The following is a 26,192-nucleotide window of genomic DNA, read 5'->3' as shown; positions in this document are numbered from 1 at the left end:
ATAATGCTAATTAACGCGGCTTGGCAAACACCTGCGTCCAGTAAATACCGTATTGAGTATCTGGGTTTTCAACAAATGCTGCACCCATCTCAGTGACATTACCGTTCATGATGTTTTTACAGTGGCCTTCACTCTTCATCCATGCAGCCATAACAGCATCAATACTTTTCTGGCCAGCCGCTACATTCTCTCCCCAGGTACTCCATGAGTAGCCTGTCGCATTGATTCGGTCTTCAGGAGAGCTTCCATCTGAACCTGTATGGCTCATAAAGCCATTATTCGCCATATCGCTGGAATGGCGTATCGCCGCCGACTCCAAGTCATAATCCCATTCTAGGGCTGGAACGGCAGGCATAGTTGTAGAGCCGCACACTTGTGATTGTGAGCGCGCTTGGTTAACCGCATAAAGCATCTGCTCGGCAAACGTATCACCCGGGCTTGGGTCTGTATTACCCTCGTCACCACCGCCGGTGTTATCATCGCCGCCACTACCGGCATTGTTATCGTCACCAGGACTTGTGCCGGAGTCATCACCACCACTTTCAGGCAAATGAGACGGGGTACCAGGGTTATCACTATCAGAAGATGCAGAAGAGCTCGAACCACCAGAACCACATCCCACTAATAACAATGATGACAAAACGAATAAGGGTAAAACTTTCATAACATACCTTGTTTGCATTTGATATGTTTTATTAGGCACAATAATAACAATATAAGAATAGTATTTATTTAGCCTAATAAAACACAATAAATAATTTTGCTACTCACTTTTTACGAAACACACTATACTTAATCCTTCCTTAACCATTCAATATGCAACGGTGATATTCTCACCAACCTGACAAACAATTAACAATCAGCCGTCGTGTCTTCATTGATAAAATCAAGAGTAAGATTTTGAATTAAAATAACTTAAATGAATGGTGATACCATATTTGCTAATGCAAGACTAAGCAAACCCAAATGTCCAGCATTCCATTCAAAACGAAGATAAAAAAACAAAACTAACAACGTAAAATAAAAAGCAAAGACAAAAAAACAATAATAAAAAAAGCAAATATATAAACATTAACACTTAATTAATTTTAATACTGTCCGATTTATAAATAAAAAAGTACCAATATTAATCGGTACTTTTCAAATACACTCCAAGACGATGGTGGCTACATGGACGCCAAGTCTTCCTGTGTGACACTAACCCCTTTGATTTGGGCAAAGACTTTGTCTCCAACCGACAAATGCAGCTCATCTGCGGCCCACTTGGTGATATTGGCCCACAATTGTGCCTCCCCGACCCGCAGGCGCACCTCAACACGCTCTTGTTCATCAACCGGATGAATTTTATCTATCTTTGCTGCGAGAATATTCCGAATGCTGGTTTGCTCAGGTTTAGCCTTGGTCAGCGACACATCATTCGAATGAACACGAACCCTAACCCACTCTCCCCTAACACTTTGCAAGCGATTAACCCACAAATAGGCATCATGGTTGAGCATTACCTGGGTAAGACCATAGTGCGGGTGGTGATGGTTAATGCGAGCACTCAACAGCGAACTCTGCTCTTTGGCCGGTAGCCAAGGCCGCATTTCAGGAGAGCCCCAAACACTGTTGATATGACCAGAGACCACAACCTTCCCATGATGAATCATCGCCATATGATCGGCCAGACGAAGAATTTCGTCCAAGCTATGGGTGACGTAGACAATCGGGATTTTGACCTCTTTGGCCAGCCGCTCCAGATAAGGCATTAGCTCTTGCTTGCGGGGTAGATCTAGTGATGCCAAGGGCTCATCCATCAGCAACAGTGATGGATTGGACAGCAGCGCGCGGCCTATTGCCACGCGCTGCTTCTCACCACCAGACAAAGAGGCGGGATAGCGCTTTAATAAGTGCTCGATACCCAGCAGGTGTGTAACGGAATGAAACTGACCGGACTTTTCACTTTTGCAGCCGTAGCGCAAATTTCCCTCAACGGTATAGTGTGGGAACAGTCTGGCATCTTGGAATACGTAACCGATCCGGCGCTTCTCGGGCGGCAGGTTAATGCCTGCTTGCTGGCTATACAGGACGTGCTGACCGAGTGAAATCGAACCGGAATCGGGCTTCGACAAGCCGCTAAGCACGTTGATCAAGGAGGTTTTGCCTGCTCCCGAGCGACCGAAGATAGCCGTGATCCCCTGCATGGGTAACTCAAGCTTGATATCCATATCCAGCTCACCCAGCTTTTGCTTCACATCAATAACGATCATCTGGCCTCCAAACGGTGCCTAGCCACACGCGACAGCCATTCCGACGCCAGTATTGATGCTAGCGCAATAACAATCGCGATCACACAGAGCCTAGCTGCTTGCTCCTCGGCCCCCGGGGTTTCGATAAAGGAATACATCGCCAGCGGGATGGTTTGGGTCTCCCCCGGAATATTGGACACAAAGGTAATGGTCGCGCCAAATTCGCCCAAGGCACGGGCAAAGGCCAAAATGGCCCCTGTCAGTATCCCTGGTAAAGTAAGCGGCAGTGTAATCGTGAAAAACACTTTTAGCGGACTGGCGCCCAAAGTTCGCGCCGCCTGCTCCAGTTTGTGATCAACGCCTTCGAGTGCCAACCGGATAGAACGAACCATCAATGGGAAAGAGACCACCGCAACAGCGAGTACGGCCCCGCGCCAGCTGAAGCTAAATGTTAGGCCGAACCACTCATAAAGCACTTTTCCAATAATGCCCTGACGTCCCATAACCACCAGTAGCAAATAGCCAATAACCACCGGAGGAAGTACCAAAGGTAAATGCACTAGGCCATCGAGCAATGACTTTCCCACAAATTGACAGCGGGCGAGCAACCAAGCGCAAACAACACCAAAAGGCAAACTTACGACAACAGCAACGCTGGCGATTTTCAGGCTCAGCATTAACGCTTGCACTTCATACTCTGTCAGCATCACTTAACGTCCCCGAATCCGTATTCGGTGAAAATAGCCGCCGCCTCTTCTGAATTGAGAAAATCATAAAAGCCTTGTGTACTCTTATTGTGACGCCCTTTCACCATAGCAACCGGATAACGGATAGCTGTATGACTATCAGCAGGGAATTCGCTGACAATTTTCACTCGGTTGGAAACCAGTGCATCTGTTTTGTATACCACACCCAGTAAGGCTTCTTGCCTTTCCACCAGCAACAATGCACCTCTGACATTATTGGCCCTAGCCAGCAGGCGCTGAGCTTGCTGCCATAAGCCAATATTCTGCAAGGCTTCTTTGGTATAGATCCCTGCGGGTACATGGTTCGGATCACCTACTGCCAGACGGGTACCATCTAAGGCTTTTGTAAGATCGAGCGAAGCACTCAACGTAACCTGCTGCTGAGGGTAATCGTTGGGGGCAACCAACACCAAGCTATTGTGCAATAGCGGTTTTCTGGTCGAATCTTCTATCGCACCTTGCTCTGACAAGTAGTCCATCCACTTCTCATTGGCCGAGACATAGATATCGGCTGGTGCGCCTTGTGCAATCTGACGAGCCAACGCCGAGGACGATGCGTAAGAAACCACTGGTTTTTCACCCGTTGTTTGCTCATAGGCTGACACGACATCGTTCATCGCATTGGTCAGCGACGAGGCGGCAAACACGGTAACCTTCTCGGCGGCAATAGTTGAAAACGGCATAACAGACATAGCTGACATAACGATGGCAGCTACAGTCCCCTTCCAGCACTTCATCTTGGTGATCCTAAGAGCAAAAACACCGTTATATACTAAAGTATATAACGCTAAAACTAAATACCCAGATGGGGATAGAAGTTGGTGGGAAAGAAGGTAATAAACCGGAAATTCCCAAAGAAAGCCGGAAGGACTTCTAGATGGCCATACCACCCATTGAGGATTTAATATGTTTATAATCATAAGGTTATGGCATACAAAATCTGACAAATCATCAAAATGTCAAAAAGGCTTTTTCAAAAACCGTTAATTTAGACCGTGTGGATAACAATTGTTAAAAATGAGAGATATGGCATTGTTACGCGGTCACCAAGAGATATGGCTTACATAACGAAAAAACAGAGCCACTGAAAGCTCAAGGTCTGATAGTTGTAGTTACGTCCTTCAGCTGTCAACCTAAAGCAACGGGTAAAAATTCACATACAGTGAACTAGCCCGTCAGCACGGTTCTGGACAAAAATGTATGGTACGCCCCGTTTTGCAAGTGATAAACCCGATAACGGAGTTGGTTTGCGCTAATGTATTCAGAGTCTGTTAGAAACTTTCATTAGTCCCAGCTCTACGATGAGATCCGCGCCAGATTGTCCTCAAAAGTGAGAAAGCATGCTATTGCTGTTCTGTCCATCAGGTCTTCAATCTGGTGGTCTAACCGTTTTGTCATCAATGATTATCATTGCAAACTCTGTATTAGTTTCTAATTTCAAATGGCTTTTGTTCAGCCATCACTGACCACGCTATACGTGCAATTTTATTAGCCAAAGCAACAACAGCGACATTAAATGGCTTTCTTCGTTTGAGCTCTATGAGCCAAATGCCGAAGTACTTTTCGGCTGATTCATCACGCCACATCACAGCTCTAGCGGCATGAACAAACATCTCTCTGAGTTCTTTGTTCCCGCGCTTTGATATGCCAAGCAGCCTTGATTTACCGCCCGTGGAATATTGATAGGGAACAAGGCCTATCCAAGCAGCAAAGTTGCGTCCATTTTTAAAATCTTGAGGGTTAGCAACAGCGGACAAACAACAGCAGGCTGTTATTGGACCAACACCTGGTATGGTCTGCAGAAGCTTGGCTGTTTCTTGCTGTCGCATAATCCTTTGTAGCTTATCTTCTTGTTCTTTGATTCTTGAGTTGAGCAACTCGTAATGGTCAAAGTGCTGCTTTACTTCGAGAAGAAGCAAAGGAGGAAGGAGTTCATCATGATCCATAATGCGTTGGAAAACATTTTTCATTTGATGATGCCCTGTGGGCAAGCTGATCCCAAATTCAAGCAACATCGAACCAATACGGTTCATGCATGCTGTGCGATCTTTTATATAAGCCGCTCTGACACGCCGAATAACAGTTAGCACTTGTGCTTCTTCTGACTTGGCCGTGACAAATCTCATATGAGGTCGTGATGCTGCTTCTCCAATCGCATCTGCATCAATAAAATCATTTTTATGTGATTTTACATACGGCTTAACATACTGAGGAGGAATGAGCTTTGGTGTATGCCCGTAACTCGCGCACTTCCTTGCTAACCAGTGGCAGCCACCACAAGACTCCATTGCAACAACCACTGGTTCGTGACACGAAAGAAACTGAATAAGCTTGGTTCGGTTAAACTTATGACGGAAAATCTCCCTGCCAACCTTATCTCTGCCGACGAGATGAAAAAGATTTTTACCAATATCAATGCCTATGATCACAGTGCTTTGCATGATGGTCTCTCCCAGTGGTCACCTAACCCAATTGTAGGGAAGGGATGGGGCGTACCATCTAATTAGTGGTTAAGCGATTTACTCTATTCAGACTATTACGTATTAGAAAAAGTATGGATGTTGCTCGATTTATTTTAGTTATCACCCTCAAGATATTCTAAATATTTACCCATAAAAAGACAGTGTTCTTCAATACTAGGAATTAATAAGAGTCTCTGGAGAATCAACCCTCCTTCCAGTCATCCCCAAAGTAACCATGTCATTCATAATATTTCGTATATGGGCATAAGATGAAGGTCCAGTATGTTGCCTTCTTTTTGCGCTTGAAACTAACAGTCTTGTAGTGGTCGTCATTATTGAAGAAATCAAGCATCATCATTGATTACGGGTATACCTGTATATAGTGGCTTTATAATGTAATATTCTTGGGTATTTCACCTATAAATATTGAGTTTATAATGCACAACAATCTTTCCAAAGTGGCTTTTTTGCTGCCTACTATTTTTTTAACTGGTTGTGATACACAGGAAAACGTAAAAACTAACACTCCACCATCAGAAAGCCCTACTGTCGAAATACCAGAGCCCGCAGTAGGCATATCTCGAGCGCGCCTAACTCCCGAACAATTAGACGCTCTTCCTTCAACATTGATGTTCACAAATGAGAGTATTCTCAATGTATTGAGTGAACCCACGCTATCAAGCGTAGGAGTTTATTCCAAAAATAGTAATTGTCTTGGTACCGTTACCGACGACATCAATCCATCTGAGTTAGATATTGAAGGTAACCCTATTGGGTTTACACAAGCCCGTATATGGGATGGTACTGTGAAAAACTGTACCCTAGATATTCATTTTGGTAATAGTGCAGACCCTATTGATGGCAGTATCCCTGATGATACTGGAGATACATTGGCCATTACTTTCTATATTAAGCCAACATCATTTAATAATGCACAAAATGGCGTGCCAGTTACTATTCAAGATCCAGATAGTTCTAGTTCTTACAAGATGAAATATCATGTGACTTTACCTAATTTAAACAAATGGCATAAAATTCAACTACCTCTAAAACCAACTTCGAGTGACTACAGTAAAGTTTCAATAAAGTGGGGAACTAGGGAGGATTTTGCAAATAGCTTTGTTATTGGTGGAGTAGAAGTTAAAAACTACACTTCATCAGTCAGTTATGAAGAGTTTCCTGATACATATGCATATTATGAAGGAATGGAACACGATGCGCCTTGGCGCGACACAGCCGAACAACAAATTGCGTTAAATCGTAAGGATGACTTCACTATTTCTGTACTGAACAGTTCAGGAAGAGTGTTAAAGAACAAAGAAATGAAAGTCGAACAAATTGAACATGAGTTCAAAATCGGAGGTGCGATCAATAATAGTCTATGGCAATCTCAAGTCCCAGAAAGAAACCTAGTTAAGTTTGATGAAATGTTAGCTATACACTCTCGCATTTTTAACAATGCTGGTATGGCTAATGGATTTAAATGGAAAATGATGACAAATGACTACTGGAATGAGTACCTAAATTATACATGGCAATATTGGATAGACACAGGTATGCATGTACGAGGTCACGCCGTACATTGGCCAAAAGGTAGTACAACCCCAAGTGCAATATGGGATGAGGTAGAGCGTCTAAAAGCAGAATCTGGTGACAGTGCTGCTTCTGCATACTTAAGTGAACAAACTCATATTAGAACTCATGGCGCTATTAATGAGACAGCTCATTTTGTAAATGAATGGGACGTTATTAATGAGTTACCCGATGGTAGAGACTATTTTGGTGAGAACGTTAATGATGACTCAGATGATGGATTACTTGATAAGTCTATTCAACTCGATTGGTTAAATGACATCAAAACTCTTAACCCTAATGCAGAAATGGCAGTCAATGATTACGTATTCCTCCGACACCTTTACCAAGACTTTGGCGACACTGAAGAAATTGGTAAACGTGCGGTTATTTGGAATGATTTAGCTAACCGAGCAGAAGCTCATGGTATAGACCTGCTAACTTTCGGCTTACAAGGGCATTACCAAGGTTTCCACAGTATTCCATCTGTAATCCAAAGACTAGAAGATGTTACAAATTTACTACCAAAATACAAAGAGTTTGAAATTACAGAGTTCGATTTACCAGTATACAATGATGAGGTGCACGCTCAGTTCATGGCTGATTTGCTAAGTGTTATATTCGCAAATGAACACTACACTGGTTTCATGCTATGGAATTGGTATGCTGTTGAAGGCGGAAAGCCTATCGTTGGCTTTAAAGAGAGAACTACTCACTTTAAAAATAGCAACACTCATTACAAATCTGGCGCAGCTTTTGTCAATTTCTTCTATCATAAACACTGGATTCACCCAACAACACTTAAAACCAGCAATCAAGGCAATGTAGTAATCAACGCCTATTATGGTAAGTATAAAGTGACTGTTGATGGTGTTGAGCATATTATCGATATGAACAAAGCCTCAAGTAGAGAAATCACTCTACAGTTGTAATGTGCACTAATCTGTACTAATTCAGACCTGATCTGGCAGTTACCCACTTTTCGACGCGGAGTCTGTCAGATTTATGCTGATAGAAGATTTATATGTATCTCTATTCAGGCGAATAGATTTATGTGTTATCGCCTCTAAAATAATCAGTGTTGGCTGAAACCGCTGTTACGCCCTTACACTGTTACGCCCTTTAGCTGTAACACGTCGCTGGACATTTCCGTGTTATGAGCTTTTCGTGGCGCTGCAAGTTCGAATAAGTTCTGCTAAGTCAAAAAGAAAATCGTAAGCGCCCCATGATCCCACGGGGCGCTTACGTTTCTATATGCTTCTGGTAACAATTCATGATGGTTACAACGATGGCAAACCAACAATTGAACTGCTTTGTTTTAAATATTCTTTATTCCAGATTTATTTGAGGGGTTAATATAGTAAAACTTTCATCATTAAAATATATAACATGCAGTCATGTAGATAAGCGCCTAAATTATTAGGCGCTTTTCTGCTCGTTTCTACATCGGCAGTGTAAAACCTAACTGCCAGCGTATATCATCTTTGTATGATTCCGGTGTATACAGACCGTTCTCCATATAAACCCATTGAAAATATGGTCGCCACTTATTCTTGGTATAAGTAATTCTGAATTCGTGATCCGTTGTTGTGTGCTGTTTACCATGTTTAAAGGCATCTGCAATCTCTTCGTCAGTTTCAAAGTGATCAACTCGGTTATAGAAAAACTCGTAATCGGTGCTGTTGTATCCGAGAAACAGGTCAGTACGAACTCCTAAATTGGTTCCATAGTTTATGGTGTTACCCTCATTGTCTTCGCCGATCCAGTCATCATAGCCAAATTCAGGACGGACACGGGCACTCAGCATAAGGCCATTATCGAAGTTATAGCCTGTACGCAAAGACAAGCGGTAATTCCATTTTGTATAACCAAGGTAGACATCGATATAAGCGTTATCGCCTATACCAAAACCTTTGCCAACGGCCCACTCATAGTAACCATCAGTGTTTAGCTCGGCTGCAAAGTAAGTTCCCCAAAACTCTGGAAAATCGATGCGTCCAATAATACCTTGAAGGCCAAGATCTTTGTCCTCTTCGTATCGGGTATATACCTCAATCCATAATGGATTTGATTCGTTATATTCTGGTTCGCTTTCACTCGCATAAATTGGTAAAGATGAGCAGGCAAGAAGCAAGAACGGTACTGCTTTATATTTCATTTTATTCACTTATTTTATATTTGTTGCATTGGCTAATAACATTAAGCCTGTGACTTGATTGTGGTATTACTAACTGTCTTTGATGGTTGTATTTCTCCATTCATCATCTTGTTGTAGTACTCCGTTGTGATGAAATACTTTTTGATGATCAGTCCTGTCAGCAAGAAGAATAAAGCAGGGGCAATGGAAAGAGATAAAGAAAGACCATTTAAGACATCTGCTGTTTTTTCTGCGTCTGCGGAATAGCCAAAATATTGCAAGGTGTAACCCGTAACAATACCAGACAATCCCATTCCCAGTTTTTGGCAAAATGAAATTGCACCCATCGAGATACCCGAGGCATCGATACCGGTTTTCTTCTTTCCGTAGTCACTCACCTCTGAAATCAATGCCCAAAAAATAGGTGTATTCAGATCCGTCAGGAAGCAATAGAGGAAATAGCAAAGCACAGCTGGTATGTATTGCCCTTCACTCACCAAGAAGTAGATTGATACTCCCATCAGTGCTGATGCGTACATCGAAAACCTGAATACTTTGATTTTGCAGTAACGCCTGGTCAGTTGCTTAGATACCATTGCAGCCAGGATCCCACCAACCGACCACATACCTAGGAAAATTGAAACCTGAAGGCCAAAACTGGCACCGGCAAACTCCGTCGCATAGATGAAGGCAATATTGCCCCGTACTAAAAATGCCAGCATGAGAGTGATACAGGCCGCGCAAAGGACAACCCATTGGTCGTTTCTTAGTAGGCTTTTCAGTTGCTCTTTAACAGGCTGTTTATTGGGCTCAATATCAACCACTTCTTTAGTATGGTAAGCACAGAACAGCAGGCAGGCAGCACCAATTACTCCAAGGATCATAAATGATGTCGCATAGCCTTGGACTTGGTTGTCGTGTGATGTCACCCAGTATGGAACCAGTGAGGTACATAGCAATGTTGCTGCCTTGGCCATAGTAAATCGCCATGAGTTCGCCGTAATACGCTCGTCTGGATCATTGGTGATCACGCCTATCATCGAGATATATGGGATAGAGACCATCGTAAACATCAACGTATTGAATATGTAAGTCGTATATGCCCATGCCAACTTGACGTTATAGGTATCGCCAACGGTGGTAAACATCAGATACATCGAAACCCCCATCGGGATAGCTGCAAAACCTATCCAATGACGGTAATGGCCAAAGCGTGTCTTGTATCTGTTGGTCATCCAGCCCATTGCAGGATCAGTAACGGCATCAATACACCTAACAAGTAATAGCAACCAACCGGCATCAACAGGAGTAAGACCGACTATCTGAACATGAAAAGCATAAATGAGCATGCCAGCTGAGATCATGGATAAATTGATGGCAGAGTCACCAGCCCCGAACCCTATTTTTTGTAAGGTAGTCATTCTGATTTTTGACATGGAAAGACCTTAATTGAGAAATAAATTGGAATGAAATATTTGAATAAAACGCTGATAATCCAATGCTGTTGCAACAACGGCGGTTGGCGACTCATGTTTTCGCCCCCAGATCCCATCTTCGGAGCACACGGTCATTCCACGGGTTAATTTCCCCGTTAATTCAATTTGGATATTCTCGGGAGAAAATTGAATATCGGATTCGTTCATTAAAGCAAAGATGGTTAACGGATCATGAAGTATGGGAGTAAACCCGGTCTTCTTCAGCCAGGCTTCACAGCAATCAATCATCAATTGCTTCAGTGGGGTGTCAGCCTTTTCATAAGCGGATTTCAATATATCGTCGTTGAAGTGACACTTCGTTGTGACATCCAACCCAACGGCCTTAATATTTACACCTGATTTGAATACAATATCGGCGGCTTCAGGGTCACAAACAATGTTCCACTCATTGACGTGTCGGTAATAACACCCTCCCATTATTACGAGCTCTTCGATACGCCCAATCAATTCAGGATAGGTAGTCATTAACATAGCAATATTGGTAAGAGGCCCTATTGCAACGATTGTCAGCCTTTCATTACGTAGCTGCTCCGCAATAAACTCTACAGCATCCTCACCGTCATAGTGGACATGCTCCATTTCCTTACGATATTGGCACGGAATTTCATCGACTGTATTTTCATTATTTAGTGAATGCCCCATCCCCGAGTGAACAGGAATATTGTCATGGCCAGCTAATGTAACAAGGTGTTTTGCCATCTTTGCCCGCATTTGCGTATTTTTATATACCGTAGTAATACCCAGAATATTGAATTGATTGGCTGACAACGCGAGTCCAATCGCCAACGCATCATCGGCATCATCACCAATATCGGTATCAATAATTATTTTTCTCACTTTATGTTCCTTGTCAGATTTGACAACTTAGTGTTCACTTCTTCCAGCGTCGGCATATTCGAAGCCCCCAACTTTTCCGTCGCGCATGCAGCAAATGCATTGGCAAAGTTAACGGCCTCCTCAATGGATTGATTGGCCGCCAGTGATGCCGCCAACGCTCCGTTAAATGAATCGCCAGCGCCGCTAGTATCAGTGACATGACTTGGATAGGCAGGGAAATGTGTCGTCTCTTCATGGGTGTGCAGCAAGCAGCCGTTACTGCCCAAAGTAATTATCACCACTTTGGCTCCCATCTCTTGGATAACTTGAGCGGCAGAAGTTGCTGATTCAATATCGACAACCTCTATCCCACTCAAACTGCTTGCCTCTGTTTCATTGGGAGTGACAATATGTACCCAGGGCAGCAGTTGCTGAGCTTTTGGGTGGTAAGGAGCCGGATTGAGAATGGTCTTGGCGCCTGATTCTGAACCTAGTTGGAGCACCTGACTGATAGCATCAAGGTTGTTTTCAAGTTGAGTCAACACAACAGTAGATTGCCTAACGACTCCCTCAACAACATCAATCTCTTCTTGAGTTACCGTACAGTTGGCACCAAGATCAATGGCAATCATATTATTTCGATCATGGGAGGATGAAATTATATTGGCCGTGCCGGTGTTACTATTGTGGCTCTTATTGAGGTACAGCCCGGCAAAACCGTAACTTTCAAGTACTGCCTTGGCTTGTTTACCAAATTCGTCATTACCGACTTTCACCAAAAAATGCGTGTCAGAACAAAGGCGGCGGCTGGCGATGGCTTGGTTTGCGCCTTTCCCTCCTGGAAGTATTTTGATGCTGTCTGCCGTTACTGTCTGTCCATGTTTAGGAAACGCAGAAACATAAGAAACAATGTCTGCATTATATGAACCAAGTACAAATACAGCGCCTGATGATTTAGTCTGTTTCACTTACTGATTACCAACTAAAGATTGCGAAATTTGCGTTGATTCTACGAAGTGCCACTCCTTTGTATATTTCAAAAAACAGGGTTATTATGCTATTTTTCAGCAAAATAAAGAGATAGACATAACAAAATCACAGAAATCAAACGGAGTTTTTTTCTGCAATCTCTGACTGTTTCATTGATTTTCAGGGCTTTAACTCAACATGTAGGCTGTGATATACCTTTCTTACTACCGTGACAGCGATACCTCCGCTTCGTGAAAAAATGAGAGGTATATCAAACTACATTTTCAGTTTGTTAACTGGCACTTATATAAATGAGAGTAGAATGAATCGATTCAACAATCCCTCGTCGAAAATCACCATGAAGATGCTGCGTTACTTTCATGAAGTAGCATTAGAGAAACATTTTGGACGTGCAGCGAAAAAACTGAATATTTCACCGTCTCCATTGAGTAGCCAGATCAAAGAGCTGGAAAACCTCATTGGATCTGCATTGTTTGTTAGAGATACCAGGACGGTTGCACTCACCACGATCGGTGAGCGTTTGTTTGATGAGTGTCAGACGATTTTTCGTGTATTTGATAATTCGATAATGAAGGTATTGGAAGCAGGTCGTAACGAGGCTTCAACTATCAATGTAGGCCTTGTGAGCTCGTTCTTCTGGGCTGGGCTGGGTGAGGCATTGAGGAGCTTTAAAGACACCTACCCGGACTATACCTTTAATATCTTCGAAATGACCCCCGAAGAACAAAAGAAAGCACTGTTGAATAAACAGATCGATGTCGGATTACTGAGATTTGCTGATACTATCAATACCTCACCACTCGTCTCTGAAAGACTGCTAGCAGACCCAATGTGCTTAGTGGTCGCGAATAACCACACATTCAAAGATCGCAAAGTCATCTCAATCGACGAGATTAAGGATGAAGGTTTCGTATTCATGCAAAGACAGGATTCGGCGTCTTCAAAGCTCATCATCGATACCTTCATGACTCACGGCCATCATATCAGCGTCAACCAAGAGGTATACGAACCAAATACGCTAATGTCTATTGTTGGCACCAGCAACCTAGCTGCTATCGTTCCGACAACTTTCAGTTATCACCGCTGGAGTAATGTTCATTTTGTAAAGCTAAGAGAAACCATCCCCGGCGATCTATCTGCGTTATTTGATTACAGAAGCAAGAACTCCGTACTAAACACTTTCTTGCTACACATCAAGCAAGAACTTGTATCGTTTAAAGCTAAAACTTAGTCAATGACAGTAACTACATTTTTCTTTGTGCACTATGATAAGAAATGTATAAGCCTTTCCGTGTTACGTTCACACACAGTTTTTGACCCAATCCAAAGCCACTTATACCCTCTCTTTTTTTAGAGTTATAACTCTATCACATTCTGTATATGACTAGTTGCGATATCTTGCTCGGTGCTTTGAACATCGATAGAAATCAAGTGCGAACTGGCTTGTTTCGTTAACATCCGATTGAAATGGATAGATGCGACTTATCTGACTAATAAGAGTCATAAATAACAGTATATTAAGTGAGACTATTAATAATGAAGAATAAATTGCTGACAATGGCGGTACTGGTTGGGCTGATCAGTGGCTGTGGAGGCGGCGGTGGCGGTGGCTCTAAGGAGGGGGCAACCTTAAGTAAAGAGAGTGCTGAGGTTGCCGCTATCAGCCTTGAAACGTTGGAACAGCCAGTAGCAATGAGCAACTTTATCATTAGTGTGTTGCATCAGTTATCAGCTAAAGAAGGTAAGATATCGGATGACTGTAACACTAGCTCCTCGGAAATAGGTAGCTTTTCTGCAAGTCTTATCGACTCGGTATTAACCATTGAACTGAACGAATGTGATATAACCGGCAAAGAGAAAATCACAGGCTCCGTTACTGCTACATTTGACAGTTTGAGCAAGCATGGCCAATACCTAGAGTTTAAAGGTGAGCTTGAAACAGGTGTACTCAATTACGATCAGTATGGTCAGCAATATACGATTAAATATAACGCTTCTGTTACTCAGGAACTTGAATCAAGCCACCAGGTAAAACTAGCAATGGCTTTGAGGGGTAACGAAGCTATTTACGTAAATGGAATACCGCTCTATTTTTCCAATAGTGAAGTTGTTAAGGTTCTTGACTATATGTTGGGAACATATTCTGCAACGGCTTACGCAGATATCACCGCCCCCCATATTTTTAATGGTTCTCTGGCTCTACGTACATCAGAGGCATTACAGGGAAATATCCTCCGATACCCAACTCGGGGTAAGTACGAAATTCATGGGGCTAACGGTAGTTACGCTTCGGTCAGTCCTGGCAGCACCGATGATTGGGCAAAAATTGAGGAAAGTGGCTCATCTGATTATGTAGAAGTAAGCTGGTCAGACATGACTTCCGGCGCAATTATTGCGTTTCCGTCAAGACGAGCCTCAGCTCCAGGAGAGTTTAATTCTTATTATGTCTCTGATGAACCGAAGCTTTACAGCAACCAGTCACCAGAAGTGGTAAAAACAGCTGACAATCCGTTAAAACCTGAGCAAACGTTGCTGATAATCCCGGCCCCTACTCCCGATCAGTTAACTAACAGTGAGTTTTATAATCGTTATGACTATTCCACAATATCGCCAGACGATTATAGCGTAACCGCAGATGGCCCATGGGTTACAGTTCGGGTGCTAAAAGATCTGCCAGTCGATGCTAATTTTACCCTTAGACTATTAAACGGTGATGGTGTCGATTACGCCAGCGTTGATTTCAACACAGAAGAAGTCTATGAAATTTCGGTGAACCAGGATCAGGTGATAAGGGATCTTGCACCATTCACTCTTAAACCTGTAAAGGTTACTGATGAGAGTAAAAATTTCACTGTTAGCTGGACACAGATAGTAAAAGACGATCAGATTGAGGTGAACCAGAACAACGCAAAAGAAGCGACAATCGATCCATCAGAAATGACACCGGGTGAGATCTACAAGTTCAAAGCTGAAATAACAGATCCCTTTGGTAGAGAATTCATTCATGTAGTCTCGCTTATGGTCGAAGATCCGCTGAAAGGCAGCTCATATATCTCTTATGAAACTGACCACCTCTGGCGTGCTCCTAATGAAAGCTATATAAAAGTGATTGAATCTGCCGGTAACATTACAAGCTCCGATGCATACATCGCTAATGTTTATGACAATGGCTACAACCTGTCAGAGTCGTATAGCTTAAACGTTGATAACATGACCAACGGTTACGTGTATAAGGATTATTATGGCCCAAACACTACCGGTGATTTTTCCTTCTCGATTGATGGTTCATCACTAACATCCAACTGTATGGAGTCGAGCATACAATTGGATGTTCTGGAAAATGAGATGGTACATGAGGGAACTAATAGCGAAACCGGTAATCCCATCGAATACCAGAAACTTGCTGTAGACTTTACTATTACTTGTGAATCCGGAACCTTAACCGGGAAAATTCGTTCAAATTCACTAGTAGAGTAGTCATTAAAGGGGGCGAGGCGTTACTGCATATGACCAAGTATTTCGCTTTTCGGTCAGTCAGTCTTGGAGTGTCAATATCGCGGTTGAATATTGACACTGCACAAATATTATTACTCCTTTTATCCAACCTAAAACAGCTCTCCACTACAGGTTCAAAAAAGCAGCTCCTCGAACTCCACCAGCATCACCGTACTTTGCTTTAATGATTTCAGGGGCTTTTGCGACAGAAAGTAAGTGTTTATCTAATTTTGATGGCACTTTTTGATATAGTTCATCAAAGTTTGACAATCCCCCTCCGATCACAATGGCTTCTGGATCAATAATCATCATTAAATCGGCCAAGCATATTGCCACTAACTCAAGATAAAAATCCACAAAGGCACTTACATTGCCATCACCTTCGGAGAATTTCGAGATTATCTCTACAGCTGATAATTCCTCGGAGTAGTAGTGATTATAAAGTAACTCAAAGCCACGGCCGGAGAGGTAACTGTCCAAACACCCCTTGGCCCCACAGCCACAATAAAATATCGGTGGGTTACTACCTAAATGTTCTAACGCTGGAAGAGATAGTTTCATATGGCCAACTTCACCAGCAACATGGTTATGACCAGATACAACCTGACCGTTGATGACCACTCCGCCGCCAAATCCGGTCCCCATTATCAAACCAGCAATAACTGAATAATTTGCTAGTCGCTCATCATTGGCTTCAGATAAAGCGAAACAATTAGCATCATTCTCCAAAGCTACAGGCCTGTTAAGACGACACTCGAGATCTTTTCTAAGCGTCTTACCTTTGGCTACAGCGATATTGACCGTCAACACTTTCCCTGTGTCGACTTGTTCCATCCCCGGTAGACCAATACCTACTGCTCCCCGGCACGCTAAGTGTAAGTCTGCTTGTTCAACCAGCTCTGCAATCGCATCAAGCAACGCTTGATAACTCGTTTGCGGTGTAGGAATACGCTTAGTCATTACTCGCTGTAAGTTCACATCAAACGCACCAAACTCTATTTTGGTTCCACCAATATCTAATCCGTAATACATTTCAACGTCTCAAGAGAAGGAATAGGATAAGAGAAGCCAGAAAGGCTTCTCCTGAATGTTAACCTGATTTACTTAAGCTGCATTTTCAGTAGCTCATTGTCCCAGACAAAGTGATAGGCTGAACTAGGTCGAATAAATACCGGTATCTCGCTCATAGTGGCCGTAACTTTTACCGTCTGCTCACCAGAGAATGTCTCTCCCGTAAAAATATTCACCCACTGACCTGCAGGCAAATAGACCTCCCGTGACTGCGAACCCTCTTCGATAATTGGTGCAACCAGCAGATCATCACCGAACATATACTGATCGTATATATCCCAAACGTTCTCATCTTCCGCATAATCAAACAACATCGCTCTCATCAAAGGCTTGCTTTCACTGATAGCCTTTTTAGATTCACTGGCAATGTAATCTATCATCGACATGCGTAGGTGAGCGAAAACACGATACATATCAATGACCCAAGGGGACTCCGTCCGCTCAGCGATATTCCATGGGGTACGATCCTGGTTAAACTCGGCTTTACTTTCAGCATGGTATTGCATGATCGGGCAGAAACACGCCATCGCGCTGCTTCGAGCAAACAATTCCGCAGTCGGAATTTCACCCGAGAATCCCCCTAAATCCCACCCCCAAAAAACAATGCCACTCATTGAGGCATTGATCCCTGCGCACAAGTTTCTCTTGAAGGCTGAAAACGTCGAACGCTCATCCCCTGCCCAATGGGCCGGCATTTGTCCTGCTCCTGTGTACCCAGCTCTAGAGAAAGTAATGCCATCGTTTCTCTGTATTTGCTCGTAATGCTTCGAAATATACAGATTTGGGTATGCATTTCGCATCTGTTTACCTGTCGAACCATTATGGAACATAACATCATCACCAAAGACAAATTCGCCACCATCGGTTTTGAAACCATCGATCTTTAATTCATCCACTAGGTAATTTCGTTTATCAAACCACCATTTACACGCCTCTGGGTTGGTGTAATCAAACAAGATACTATCGGTAAACCAACCCTCAGGCATTTTGTAGGGATTGCCAGCCGTATCTTTAGCGGTGAATCCCGCTTCAGTAGCAAATTCAATGTCATTGTCTAACTGAACGTGTGCCAGTCCATTGGTATTTTTGAGGATTGGGATTTGCCAAAGCACACATTTGATATTTTGCTCATGCAACTTCTCAACCATCGCTTTCGGGTTTGGCCAACGCCCCCACTCAGGAAAAGTGAAGTCGTCGTAATTGAGCGCTTTACCACCATCGTTATTCTGATATGTAGCATCATTGAATATGTAATAAGTTGCTTCATCTGACCATGCTTCAATCACCAATACGGTCGACGGAATGTCATACTTCAAGGTTTGCTCAAGCTGGAACTCAACTTCACGTTGATTATCCCAGTTATTACTGGACATCCATGGGCCTAATGTCCACTCAGGCACCATCACAGGCTGGCCTACCTTTTGGCAAAACTGATGATATTGCTCATAAGGGCTCCCGGTGAAGATAGAAAGGGAGAGTTTCTCTCTTTCTAGGGAAATGCGCATTCTTCCCTTTTGGGTTGCTTGAAGATCAAACTCAGAGTACTCATCCTGATTGAGTAACATTCCGAAACCACGGTTTGTTAGGAAGTAAGGCATCGGTATATAGGTTTTGATACCTTGGTCTTTGTATTGATTGTAGACATAGTTGTCGACAATATTCCCACGCTGATTAATATGATTATATCGCTGCCCAAAACCATAATAACCCGTTGACTCATCATTGATAAAACTGATGCTAACTTCACCCTGGCTAGAAATAGAGATGCTCTCTATTACCAGCTGACAATGTGCATCATTAATGGCGAGTATCCCCTCGCGAGTGTCTAATTGGCAATCCAACAACTCTCTGTTGGCTAGAGGTTGAAAACTATCCTGTGACTCAACACGAAGCAATAAACCACCTTGCCTTTCAACACTTACTCGGTAGCTCTCTTGGCCAATGCGAAATGCCGCTGTCAAAGCGTAATCATCTACTTCAATGTTTTCTAGTTGTGTCACCGTTGTGATTTCAACAGGTGAAAAAGTATACTCTTGTGAGACAGGTAGACCATCAATAACGAAACTGTACGTCACTTCTGTTGCCCATTGGCTTGGCTCTACAACAAATGAAATCCGATCTCCCTGAATGGTGGTTGGCGCTAACAGTGAAACTTCATCACCGTTGTTAAGCTGAAGCCTCACATCATCAATATTAAGGCCTCCTTGGATTAGCGCATTAACGACAAATCCTTCCTGTTGATGCACATGCCATGGTGAACGTTCAAAGGGCTGTGGCTCATAACGGTTTTCATTGCCCAGGGGTTTATGGATGACCTGTGACTCTTCAACCCCTTTTGATGCCTTCAGCGCCAAGACAGTGTCTTTAACAATTAAGGCAGTAGGTTCGCTCTTCACTTGAGAAAGGAAAGATAGCGCGATGTTATGGTTGGCTTTTTCAGTGTAATAAAGCGCAAGAAGTGCTGATGCAAATTCCGTTTGTTGTGCTTCCGCACACATTTTGGCTCCATCATCAGTAATAAGCTTATCGTGCATTTCCTCTAACGCTTCAATCAGCACCAAATCTTCCGGCGTGAACAGAGTAAAAGGTATAACTGAGAACAGAATATCCAGGCAAACCACGCCGTCTTCAGATTTGTTAACGAGCTTACCCATATCGGTGTTGCGCTCATACATCGTCGCTTTCAAGCCAATAATGAACTGAGCGACATCCTCTCGGTAATGTACCAAGTTAAGGTTATAAAGCGCCCCGTAGCCTGCACCAACCAACGAGGTGAATACACCTTGATCGGGATAAAAATAACTCTCCTGCTGTTCCAGGCAGTTTTGTTGAATATCTTCAACATACGCATTAACTCTACTTAGGTGTTTTTCGAGTAATGATGGGTCTTTACCAATGCGAACATAATTAGCCAAATTGTAAATCAAGAAACATTTTTCGAAATAATGTGTGCATCCTTGAGCAAGCATAGTGTCGAGCAAATCAGCCTTGTCCAGCTGCTTATTAATAATGCTCTTATAAATGTCGAAATGTGGAATAAGGGATACGTACATATTATTTGATCTCTACAAAGCTTGCGGCGATAAACTCGGCACATGCCCAAGTCAGCGGGTTAATAAAGCAGATAGACTCATCCGTTGCATCTACGGCTTCCGGCATTAAGCCGTAAGCATTACTGTGGCCCATCAGCCACTTATACTTATCATGGTATTCACTGTGTTTGCCCGTCAAGGCACAGTACTGGGCACATGCTGCGGTATTAAACAGCCAAGGGCCATGGTGATATTCCTGTTCCGAGTAACCAATACCATTCCCATGAAAACTGGCTTTTTTGCTCAGGTAAGCATGCGTTTTTTCCATAGCTTCGGTATTGTCAAAACCATACAGGACACCGAAATATTGAGGTGTATCATAACGTTTTACTGTTTCAGGCTGATAAGCAACATAGCCATAATCATAGCGCCCCAAACTCTCATTAAAGGTTGATTCAATGCCTGATAGAATCTGCTTTTGAAGCTTTTCACATCGCGCAGACCATGCTTGCTCTCCCATCGTTTCCATCAGTGTTTGGGCTGACTTCAATCCGCCATAGATAAACATATTCGATGAGGTAATATACGCTGGACCATAAACCCCCTCGTTTACTCCCCCTTCTTCACCTAGCATCCCATTTCGAGATTTCGCGTTTTCTAGTACTTCAATCAAAGACGTTAATGTGGATTTGTCTGTCAGCATCTCACCTGTCTGCTGGTAAAACTCATCCACCATCCTGAAGAAATACCCAATGGAATCTATTTGGTGGAAGACATCATTATTTGCTCCCTCATTGGGTTCACCAAGGCCGTTATAACGTTGGAAGAACTCATTATGTTCATTTCGCTCCCTATCATTTAGGTAAGCAATAATCTCACGCGCTTCTGTCACATGACCTGAATGAAGAAAAGCACGCGCTACCATCAAAGAATCTCGAGCATAGTAGCAAGGTAAGTTCGTACTCTTGTCGTAATAGTGCCCGGTTAGATCAGCCGGAATAAAACCATTAAGATTGGCGGATTTGATTGCGACCAAGTTAGCCTTCACATAATCCTGTGTCGTTAAATCAAACTGATTTAAGTTCGACTTATCAAAAAAGCCCTGCCAGTAGGCCTCAGCGTGTACTGGAGCATTGTTGAAGTTAGTAGCTAATGACGAACCAATATCTTCAAGGTTCTGCTCCGTTTCTGCGGCGATCAGCGCAAAGCGAAAACAGTATGACTCGCCGGGTTCAAGAGTCACTCGCTTACCCTTGGCTAACGCAAGTCGTCGTGGTGTCTCCACGTCCTCATGCTGCTCCTCTTGACTAAATACCTTGCCAAAAATGGTATGGGCAAAATCAGTAGGTGAATCAGCACAGAGATAGTGCAGCGGAGAATCAGCCGTTACCATCCCCAAGACTTTTTGTCCCTTAGTCACGCGCGTAAGATCACTCGAAATGACCTTAGCGGTATTATTGGTGATGTTTCTAAAATGGGTATACCCCAGCAATTCAATCTCTCTTGCTTGGCTGCCTTTGTTTAAGACCTCACACTCAAATATGATGGCATTGTCACCAAATCCATAAGCACGGTCGGTCTTCTCGATATCAATTGCATCAAGAGAAAACGTATCGCAAAATTGGTAACCATTGATGTTCTCTGAATGTTTCGGGCGCATATTCTCATGATGCGTATCAGGCTGATAATGCTTGTTACCTACATACAGATGTTCGCCAGCCCTAACCATTGAAGTCGCTGATTGAACAAGATCCTCACTATAGTCACGATAATAAAGGTGGTAGATCCCGACACCATTAATATCTGAGATACCTTCATCCAATGTATAAATGGATGACAGTTGGCTATTTCCTAGCATGGCAATGCCACGGTATGGTTTATCTAGCATTTTATTACCCTACAATATTGCTCATTTCTTGTTGTGCCTGTGATAAGGCTTCATCGACATTTTTTTTGCCTAGTAGGACTAGGCTCAACTCACGATCAATAATGTCAGCGAGTTGGACAAATCGCGGTGTCAGTGGCGGCATAACGCCATGATCTAATGCAGTAAAGACAGCCTGGCGGTTTGCGGGAGTTTTTTGTTCCAAAAATTGCGTACGGCTGGTTTCATTATCTAATGCAGCTAAATCCCAATTCCTTTGTACTCGCAACTCAGCGACCTCAGGCGAGGAAGTAAAGAATTTAATAAACTGCCAAGCCGCCTCTGGATGATTTGTGCGGTTAGACGCAGCAATAGCATCAGCAAACACGTGTTGTGCATTGTGAGTATGAACAGCATTAGGGACGACATCCCATTCAAAATCAGCTTGTTCAAACAATCCAAACATCCATGTACCGGTACTAAGCATAGCTATCTCACCGTTCATGAACATATCTTCTGGAGATTGTCCGCTCATCACGCCAGGGCTTGGTTGAATGCGGTACTCAAGTACCTTATCAATCATGTATTTGACCGCTTCAATATTTTGCTCAGAATCAATGTCTGGATTGCCATCTTCATCAAAGAAACGACCACCATTTTGAGCAATAACCTTATACATTTCATTGAAAGTAACAGGCGCATATGAGCCGTAAACACGTCCATCGGTAATAGCTTGCCCCATTGAAATTTCATCATCCCAAGTCCAGTGTTCATCTGGGTAAGCTAAACCATGACGTTCAAAAAGCTCTTTATTATAAAAAGTTAATACCGTAGAAACCTTGCTGGTTAGAGCATATAAACGGTCTTGATACACAAAGTTATTAAAATTATCACCCAGCATTACCTCAGAGCTGATCCCATCCTTTTGGGCATAATCACTCAGATCGAGTAGTACACCGCCGTGAGAAAACATGGCAAAGTTTTCAAAATTCAATTCAAAGAGATCTGGCAGAGTTCCACTAGCAGCTTGTGTTTTTATCTTTGTAAAATAACTATCAAACCCAGATAACTCATATTGGACCCGAATATTAGGGTGATGCTGATGAAATCTTTCTATTATTTCATCCATTGTCTTCTGATGACCACCGCCCGGTGTATACATTGCCATCGTCAATGTAATAATTCCGTCATCCTGTTTTTGTTCACACCCAGTCAAAGAGAAGATGAAAAAAAACAATACTACGATTAGTTGCGTTAATTTATTCATTTTACTTTACTCCCACACTAGCAACACTCTGTATAAAGTGCTTTTGCGCAGATAAATAAACAATCAGAATAGGAATGACCGAAATGAGCGTGCCTGCCATTAACACGGAGTAATCGACATACCAGGCTCCCTGTAGCTGAGCAAGAAACAAAGGCAAGGTGGTATGTCCTTGATCTGAAGCAACCATCAGTGGCCAAAGGTAATCATTCCAGCTAGCCATGAAACTCATCACTGTCAGTACTGCTAGACCAGGTTTCACAAGAGGCAGCATAATATAAAAGAAGATCTTTAATGGCGGAATGCCATCAAGAATAGCGGCCTCCTCTATCGCTTTGGGTATCGATGAGAAATGCTGTTTCATCAGAAATGTGCCAAAAGCAGCAAATAGCCCAGGAATAATTAACCCTAAATAGGTGTTAGTCAGCCCCATTTTACTTACTAAAATATATTGTGGGATTATCGTTGCTTGTACAGGCATCATCATCGTTGCTAAATAAACGATAAAAATAATGTTTTTGTATTTAAATTCGGCCCTGGCAAAGATATATCCAGAAAGGGCACATAAGATAACCTGCCCTAATGTGGAAAAAAGTGAAACAATGAAACTATTTATAATATAGATTGAAACACTATACTCTAAAAATAGCTTACTAAAGCTACTGAAATGGAGGCTCTTAAAAAACTGCCCTACATCCAAGCTTGATACTGTGTGCGTAGAACTCACAGAAATCGCCACCATCCAAAGGAAAGGGACAATAATAATGACAGCACCTAAGGATAAAAATGTATAGTTTAATGTATTATTAGCTTTCATAAGTCACCCACTTAGCCTGAAGCTTATTCATTACAAAAGTGACAAATAGAATAATCACGAACAACATAAACGAAAGTGCTGTTGCATAACCCATATCCATATAGCGGAAACTGTGCTTGTAGATTTCTGTCACCATTACAGGCAGAAGTTGGGCACTCGGCTCGTTTGCGGTCATAATGTTGACCTGATCAAAGACCTGGAAAGAGCTGATGACGGATATCATCAACGCATAGAACAATGTCGGCGACAGTAGAGGCAGGGTTATGTAGCGAAATTGCTGTGAGGATTTAATCCCATCTAATTTTGCCGCTTCATAGACATCTTTAGAGATCGATTGAAGCCCTCCCAAGAAGATAACAGCTATAAACCCGGCATCCTTCCATACACTCGCAGTGACAATAGCCTTCATGGTGAAATTGGGATCTTGCAGCCAGCCAGGACCCGCAAGACCAAAGAAGTTGAAGATTTGATTGATCAAGCCCAATTCGGTATTAAAAAGCCCTTTAAAAATGACAGAGACAGCCACCCAAGAGGCTATGACTGATAGGAAGAAAATGCCTCTAAACACAAATACACCTTTCAGTGCACGATTAAGTAGACACGCTAACCCTAAGCCAATGGCGATAACAAATGGAATGTACCCAATGATGAAATAGAAGGTATTTTTGAGTGCTAGGTGGATATTTTGATCATGTAGGATCCGCTTGTAATTTGATAGCCCGACAAAATCTGGCGCCCCTAGCAGATTCCAGTCTGTAAACGAGATACCTACTGCCACCAGCATGGAAACGATCTTAAAGACCACTATCCCAATGAAGGAAGGCAGCAAAAAAAGCAAGATAACTTTTTTCGAGTAAAAATTCATAGAGCCTCAGTGAAGTTAAATTTTGCAATACCATATGCAACGGGCTAACACTGCAAACGATATTTGAGCTAAGCTCAAATCTAACTCAAGGCTTTCAGATTTGGAGACTACGGTATAAATAATTTTAATGTCTATACCTGAAAATCAATATGGTGATTTTGGTCTCATATTTTCCCACTTTACGAGCAATTTAATTATACCAAATTGGGGATTTCATTGATGATGTCGCGAGTTTTTGCGTCTATTTCACCATTGCGAATATAGATCCCAATCGTACTGATTAGTTCTAGATCAACAACATCTAAAGCCACTAAGTTACAGTTCTCAAGATAGCCCTGAATATGAGAGGCATAAGGCATGATCGCATTAGTGATATTAAGCATGTCAATACTTGCTTGCAAAGACTCAATCTCATATAGAATTCGTTCAGACGCACTCTTTTCTTCCATATCATTTCGCTTGGGTTGAGAGTCTTCCAGTAAATGGTTGTAGCGTTGGCTATCTGGAGTAACGCACACCATAGGATAATCATACATATCATCAGAGGTGACCTTCTGCTTCAGTGTCAACGGGTGAAATTTACTGACAAAAAAAGCTTCTTTATCTTGAACTAGCGGCATGAACTGAACATTACACTTCCTAGATAACCCCTTGATTTCATGACCTATAAACATGTCAACCTCACCTTGAATCAACATATCCATTAACTTGAGGTGATTACCAAAGGCACAATTGATTGCCACGGCTGGGTGTTTTCGGCAAAAACGAGCTACGGCTTCTTTGAGAAAGAGCTCCCACCAAACATCACCAGTTCCAATTTTTAATTGATCAAGATTACGGGCTTTTAGTTTGGTCATTCTTGTTTGCAAATTTGTTTCCTGGCGCTGTATCTGCATGGCTTCTTCATATAACAGTTCACCATATTCAGATAACTCAATTCCTTTAGAGCGTCGGACAAAAAGATTAACGTCAAATTGTGCTTCTAATTTCTTTAAATTAAGGCTTAATGTCGGCTGGCTAACCCCTAATACCTCTGCTGCTTTGCTCATATTTTTCATTTGTGCAACAAGGATAAAATGACTATATAACTTGTTCATTTGTGCTCCTAATATTGTTTGTGACCGACATCATACAGATGAATTCTCCCAAAATATTGAAAGTCGCATCATCTGTGAATATGATCACAAAACGAAATTATGATATTAAGAATTTTAATATCATGGGTTATGGGGTTTATTTCCCACATAGGTCTCTCAAGATTATTATGTCCGCACTGGCTAACACTGTGACACTTAACTCACACATTTTTGATTTTATTTTTGGGAGAACCAAGT

19 protein-coding genes are annotated in these 26,192 nt (G+C 42.5%); 3 read left to right on the top strand and 16 right to left on the bottom strand.

Features of this window, described 5'->3' with window-relative positions; genetic code table 11:
• Window positions 1-10: 10 nt before the first annotated feature.
• The 5 genes from PTW35_RS20910 to PTW35_RS20890 all read right to left on the bottom strand — a co-directional run bounded on the left by PTW35_RS20910 (window position 11) and on the right by PTW35_RS20890 (window position 5,418).
• Window positions 11-664, bottom strand: a complete 654-nt coding sequence (locus PTW35_RS20910) for a CAP domain-containing protein (RefSeq protein ID WP_281028811.1) — start codon at window positions 662-664, stop codon at window positions 11-13.
• 502 nt (window positions 665-1,166) lie between these two features.
• Entirely contained in the window at window positions 1,167-2,252 is a 1,086-nt protein-coding gene (gene modC, locus PTW35_RS20905; protein WP_281028810.1) for a molybdenum ABC transporter ATP-binding protein ModC, read from the bottom strand.
• The gene (modB, locus tag PTW35_RS20900; RefSeq protein ID WP_281028809.1) at window positions 2,249-2,938 is read right to left on the bottom strand and encodes a molybdate ABC transporter permease subunit; all 690 of its coding nucleotides are present in this window, start codon (window positions 2,936-2,938) and stop codon (window positions 2,249-2,251) included. Before modB ends, modC begins: the two co-directional genes overlap by 4 nt.
• Window positions 2,938-3,714 (bottom strand): molybdate ABC transporter substrate-binding protein, encoded by a 777-nt coding sequence (gene modA, locus PTW35_RS20895; protein ID WP_281028808.1) that lies wholly within the window; start codon window positions 3,712-3,714, stop codon window positions 2,938-2,940. Before modA ends, modB begins: the two co-directional genes overlap by 1 nt.
• A gap of 687 nt (window positions 3,715-4,401) precedes the next feature.
• Window positions 4,402-5,418 carry an IS110 family transposase gene (locus tag PTW35_RS20890; protein WP_281028807.1) on the bottom strand — a complete coding sequence of 339 codons (1,017 nt, stop codon included), beginning with the start codon at window positions 5,416-5,418 and terminating at the stop codon, window positions 4,402-4,404.
• Between the two features lie 458 nt (window positions 5,419-5,876).
• Here PTW35_RS20890 and PTW35_RS20885 point away from each other — a divergent pair, with 458 nt between their 5' ends.
• Window positions 5,877-7,943, top strand: coding sequence for a hypothetical protein (locus tag PTW35_RS20885; RefSeq protein WP_281028806.1), 2,067 nt, complete (start codon window positions 5,877-5,879; stop codon window positions 7,941-7,943).
• Between the two features lie 509 nt (window positions 7,944-8,452).
• Here PTW35_RS20885 and PTW35_RS20880 read toward each other — a convergent pair.
• The 4 genes from PTW35_RS20880 to PTW35_RS20865 are packed head-to-tail and all read right to left on the bottom strand — an operon-like array spanning window position 8,453 to window position 12,428.
• Window positions 8,453-9,169, bottom strand: coding sequence for an oligogalacturonate-specific porin KdgM family protein (locus PTW35_RS20880; RefSeq protein WP_281028805.1), 717 nt, complete (start codon window positions 9,167-9,169; stop codon window positions 8,453-8,455).
• Between the two features lie 41 nt (window positions 9,170-9,210).
• Complete coding sequence (locus PTW35_RS20875) at window positions 9,211-10,584, bottom strand: glycoside-pentoside-hexuronide (GPH):cation symporter (protein WP_281028804.1); 1,374 nt, start codon at window positions 10,582-10,584, stop codon at window positions 9,211-9,213.
• A 9-nt stretch (window positions 10,585-10,593) separates the two neighbouring features.
• On the bottom strand, window positions 10,594-11,481 hold the full coding sequence (locus PTW35_RS20870; RefSeq protein ID WP_281028803.1) for a nucleoside hydrolase: 888 nt from the start codon (window positions 11,479-11,481) through the stop codon (window positions 10,594-10,596).
• Complete coding sequence (locus PTW35_RS20865; protein ID WP_281028802.1) at window positions 11,478-12,428, bottom strand: ribokinase; 951 nt, start codon at window positions 12,426-12,428, stop codon at window positions 11,478-11,480. The genes PTW35_RS20870 and PTW35_RS20865 overlap by 4 nt, the downstream gene beginning before the upstream one ends.
• A 323-nt stretch (window positions 12,429-12,751) precedes the next feature.
• Between PTW35_RS20865 and PTW35_RS20860 the strand changes: the two genes are divergently transcribed.
• Both PTW35_RS20860 and PTW35_RS20855 read left to right on the top strand, forming a co-directional pair.
• Window positions 12,752-13,681, top strand: coding sequence for a LysR family transcriptional regulator (locus tag PTW35_RS20860; RefSeq protein WP_222550615.1), 930 nt, complete (start codon window positions 12,752-12,754; stop codon window positions 13,679-13,681).
• Window positions 13,682-13,986: 305 nt separating this feature from the next.
• Window positions 13,987-15,927 carry a hypothetical protein gene (locus tag PTW35_RS20855; RefSeq protein ID WP_281028801.1) on the top strand — a complete coding sequence of 647 codons (1,941 nt, stop codon included), beginning with the start codon at window positions 13,987-13,989 and terminating at the stop codon, window positions 15,925-15,927.
• Between the two features lie 144 nt (window positions 15,928-16,071).
• Here PTW35_RS20855 and nagK read toward each other — a convergent pair whose 3' ends face one another.
• The 7 genes from nagK to PTW35_RS20820 form a co-directional block, all read right to left on the bottom strand.
• Complete coding sequence (gene nagK / locus PTW35_RS20850; RefSeq protein ID WP_281028800.1) at window positions 16,072-16,977, bottom strand: N-acetylglucosamine kinase; 906 nt, start codon at window positions 16,975-16,977, stop codon at window positions 16,072-16,074.
• Between the two features lie 68 nt (window positions 16,978-17,045).
• The gene (locus tag PTW35_RS20845) at window positions 17,046-20,069 is read right to left on the bottom strand and encodes a TIM-barrel domain-containing protein (protein ID WP_281028799.1); all 3,024 of its coding nucleotides are present in this window, start codon (window positions 20,067-20,069) and stop codon (window positions 17,046-17,048) included.
• Between the two features lies 1 nt (window position 20,070).
• Window positions 20,071-21,936: a hypothetical protein gene (locus PTW35_RS20840; protein WP_281028798.1), complete on the bottom strand. Its 1,866-nt coding sequence runs from the start codon at window positions 21,934-21,936 to the stop codon at window positions 20,071-20,073.
• A gap of 4 nt (window positions 21,937-21,940) precedes the next feature.
• Window positions 21,941-23,179, bottom strand: a complete 1,239-nt coding sequence (locus tag PTW35_RS20835; protein WP_281028797.1) for a sugar ABC transporter substrate-binding protein — start codon at window positions 23,177-23,179, stop codon at window positions 21,941-21,943.
• A gap of 1 nt (window position 23,180) precedes the next feature.
• On the bottom strand, window positions 23,181-23,993 hold the full coding sequence (locus PTW35_RS20830; RefSeq protein ID WP_281028796.1) for a carbohydrate ABC transporter permease: 813 nt from the start codon (window positions 23,991-23,993) through the stop codon (window positions 23,181-23,183).
• Window positions 23,983-24,858 (bottom strand): sugar ABC transporter permease, encoded by an 876-nt coding sequence (locus PTW35_RS20825; RefSeq protein WP_281028795.1) that lies wholly within the window; start codon window positions 24,856-24,858, stop codon window positions 23,983-23,985. Before PTW35_RS20825 ends, PTW35_RS20830 begins: the two co-directional genes overlap by 11 nt.
• Before the next feature lie 194 nt (window positions 24,859-25,052).
• Complete coding sequence (locus tag PTW35_RS20820; protein WP_281028794.1) at window positions 25,053-25,955, bottom strand: LysR family transcriptional regulator; 903 nt, start codon at window positions 25,953-25,955, stop codon at window positions 25,053-25,055.
• Between the last annotated feature and the right edge of the window lie 237 nt (window positions 25,956-26,192).

Origin of the sequence: Photobacterium sp. DA100, from assembly GCF_029223585.1 — a bacterium.
Classification (GTDB): domain Bacteria; phylum Pseudomonadota; class Gammaproteobacteria; order Enterobacterales; family Vibrionaceae; genus Photobacterium.
This window is presented reverse-complemented; position numbering and strand designations above follow the sequence as displayed.

Excerpts from the sequence above, each read along its gene's own strand:
- PTW35_RS20885 (WP_281028806.1), top strand. The coding sequence starts at position 5,877 with ATGCACAACAATCTTTCCAAAGTGGCTTTTTTGCTGCCTACTATTTTT.
- modC (WP_281028810.1), bottom strand. The coding sequence starts at position 2,252 with ATGATCGTTATTGATGTGAAGCAAAAGCTGGGTGAGCTGGATATGGAT.
- PTW35_RS20890 (WP_281028807.1), bottom strand. The coding sequence starts at position 5,418 with ATGCAAAGCACTGTGATCATAGGCATTGATATTGGTAAAAATCTTTTT.
- PTW35_RS20860 (WP_222550615.1), top strand. The coding sequence starts at position 12,752 with ATGAATCGATTCAACAATCCCTCGTCGAAAATCACCATGAAGATGCTG.
- modB (WP_281028809.1), bottom strand. The coding sequence starts at position 2,938 with ATGCTGACAGAGTATGAAGTGCAAGCGTTAATGCTGAGCCTGAAAATC.
- nagK (WP_281028800.1), bottom strand. The coding sequence starts at position 16,977 with ATGTATTACGGATTAGATATTGGTGGAACCAAAATAGAGTTTGGTGCG.
- PTW35_RS20880 (WP_281028805.1), bottom strand. The coding sequence starts at position 9,169 with ATGAAATATAAAGCAGTACCGTTCTTGCTTCTTGCCTGCTCATCTTTA.
- PTW35_RS20820 (WP_281028794.1), bottom strand. The coding sequence starts at position 25,955 with ATGAACAAGTTATATAGTCATTTTATCCTTGTTGCACAAATGAAAAAT.
- PTW35_RS20845 (WP_281028799.1), bottom strand. The coding sequence starts at position 20,069 with ATGTACGTATCCCTTATTCCACATTTCGACATTTATAAGAGCATTATT.
- PTW35_RS20825 (WP_281028795.1), bottom strand. The coding sequence starts at position 24,858 with ATGAATTTTTACTCGAAAAAAGTTATCTTGCTTTTTTTGCTGCCTTCC.
- modA (WP_281028808.1), bottom strand. The coding sequence starts at position 3,714 with ATGAAGTGCTGGAAGGGGACTGTAGCTGCCATCGTTATGTCAGCTATG.
- PTW35_RS20855 (WP_281028801.1), top strand. The coding sequence starts at position 13,987 with ATGAAGAATAAATTGCTGACAATGGCGGTACTGGTTGGGCTGATCAGT.
- PTW35_RS20835 (WP_281028797.1), bottom strand. The coding sequence starts at position 23,179 with ATGAATAAATTAACGCAACTAATCGTAGTATTGTTTTTTTTCATCTTC.
- PTW35_RS20910 (WP_281028811.1), bottom strand. The coding sequence starts at position 664 with ATGAAAGTTTTACCCTTATTCGTTTTGTCATCATTGTTATTAGTGGGA.
- PTW35_RS20875 (WP_281028804.1), bottom strand. The coding sequence starts at position 10,584 with ATGTCAAAAATCAGAATGACTACCTTACAAAAAATAGGGTTCGGGGCT.
- PTW35_RS20830 (WP_281028796.1), bottom strand. The coding sequence starts at position 23,993 with ATGAAAGCTAATAATACATTAAACTATACATTTTTATCCTTAGGTGCT.
- PTW35_RS20840 (WP_281028798.1), bottom strand. The coding sequence starts at position 21,936 with ATGCTAGATAAACCATACCGTGGCATTGCCATGCTAGGAAATAGCCAA.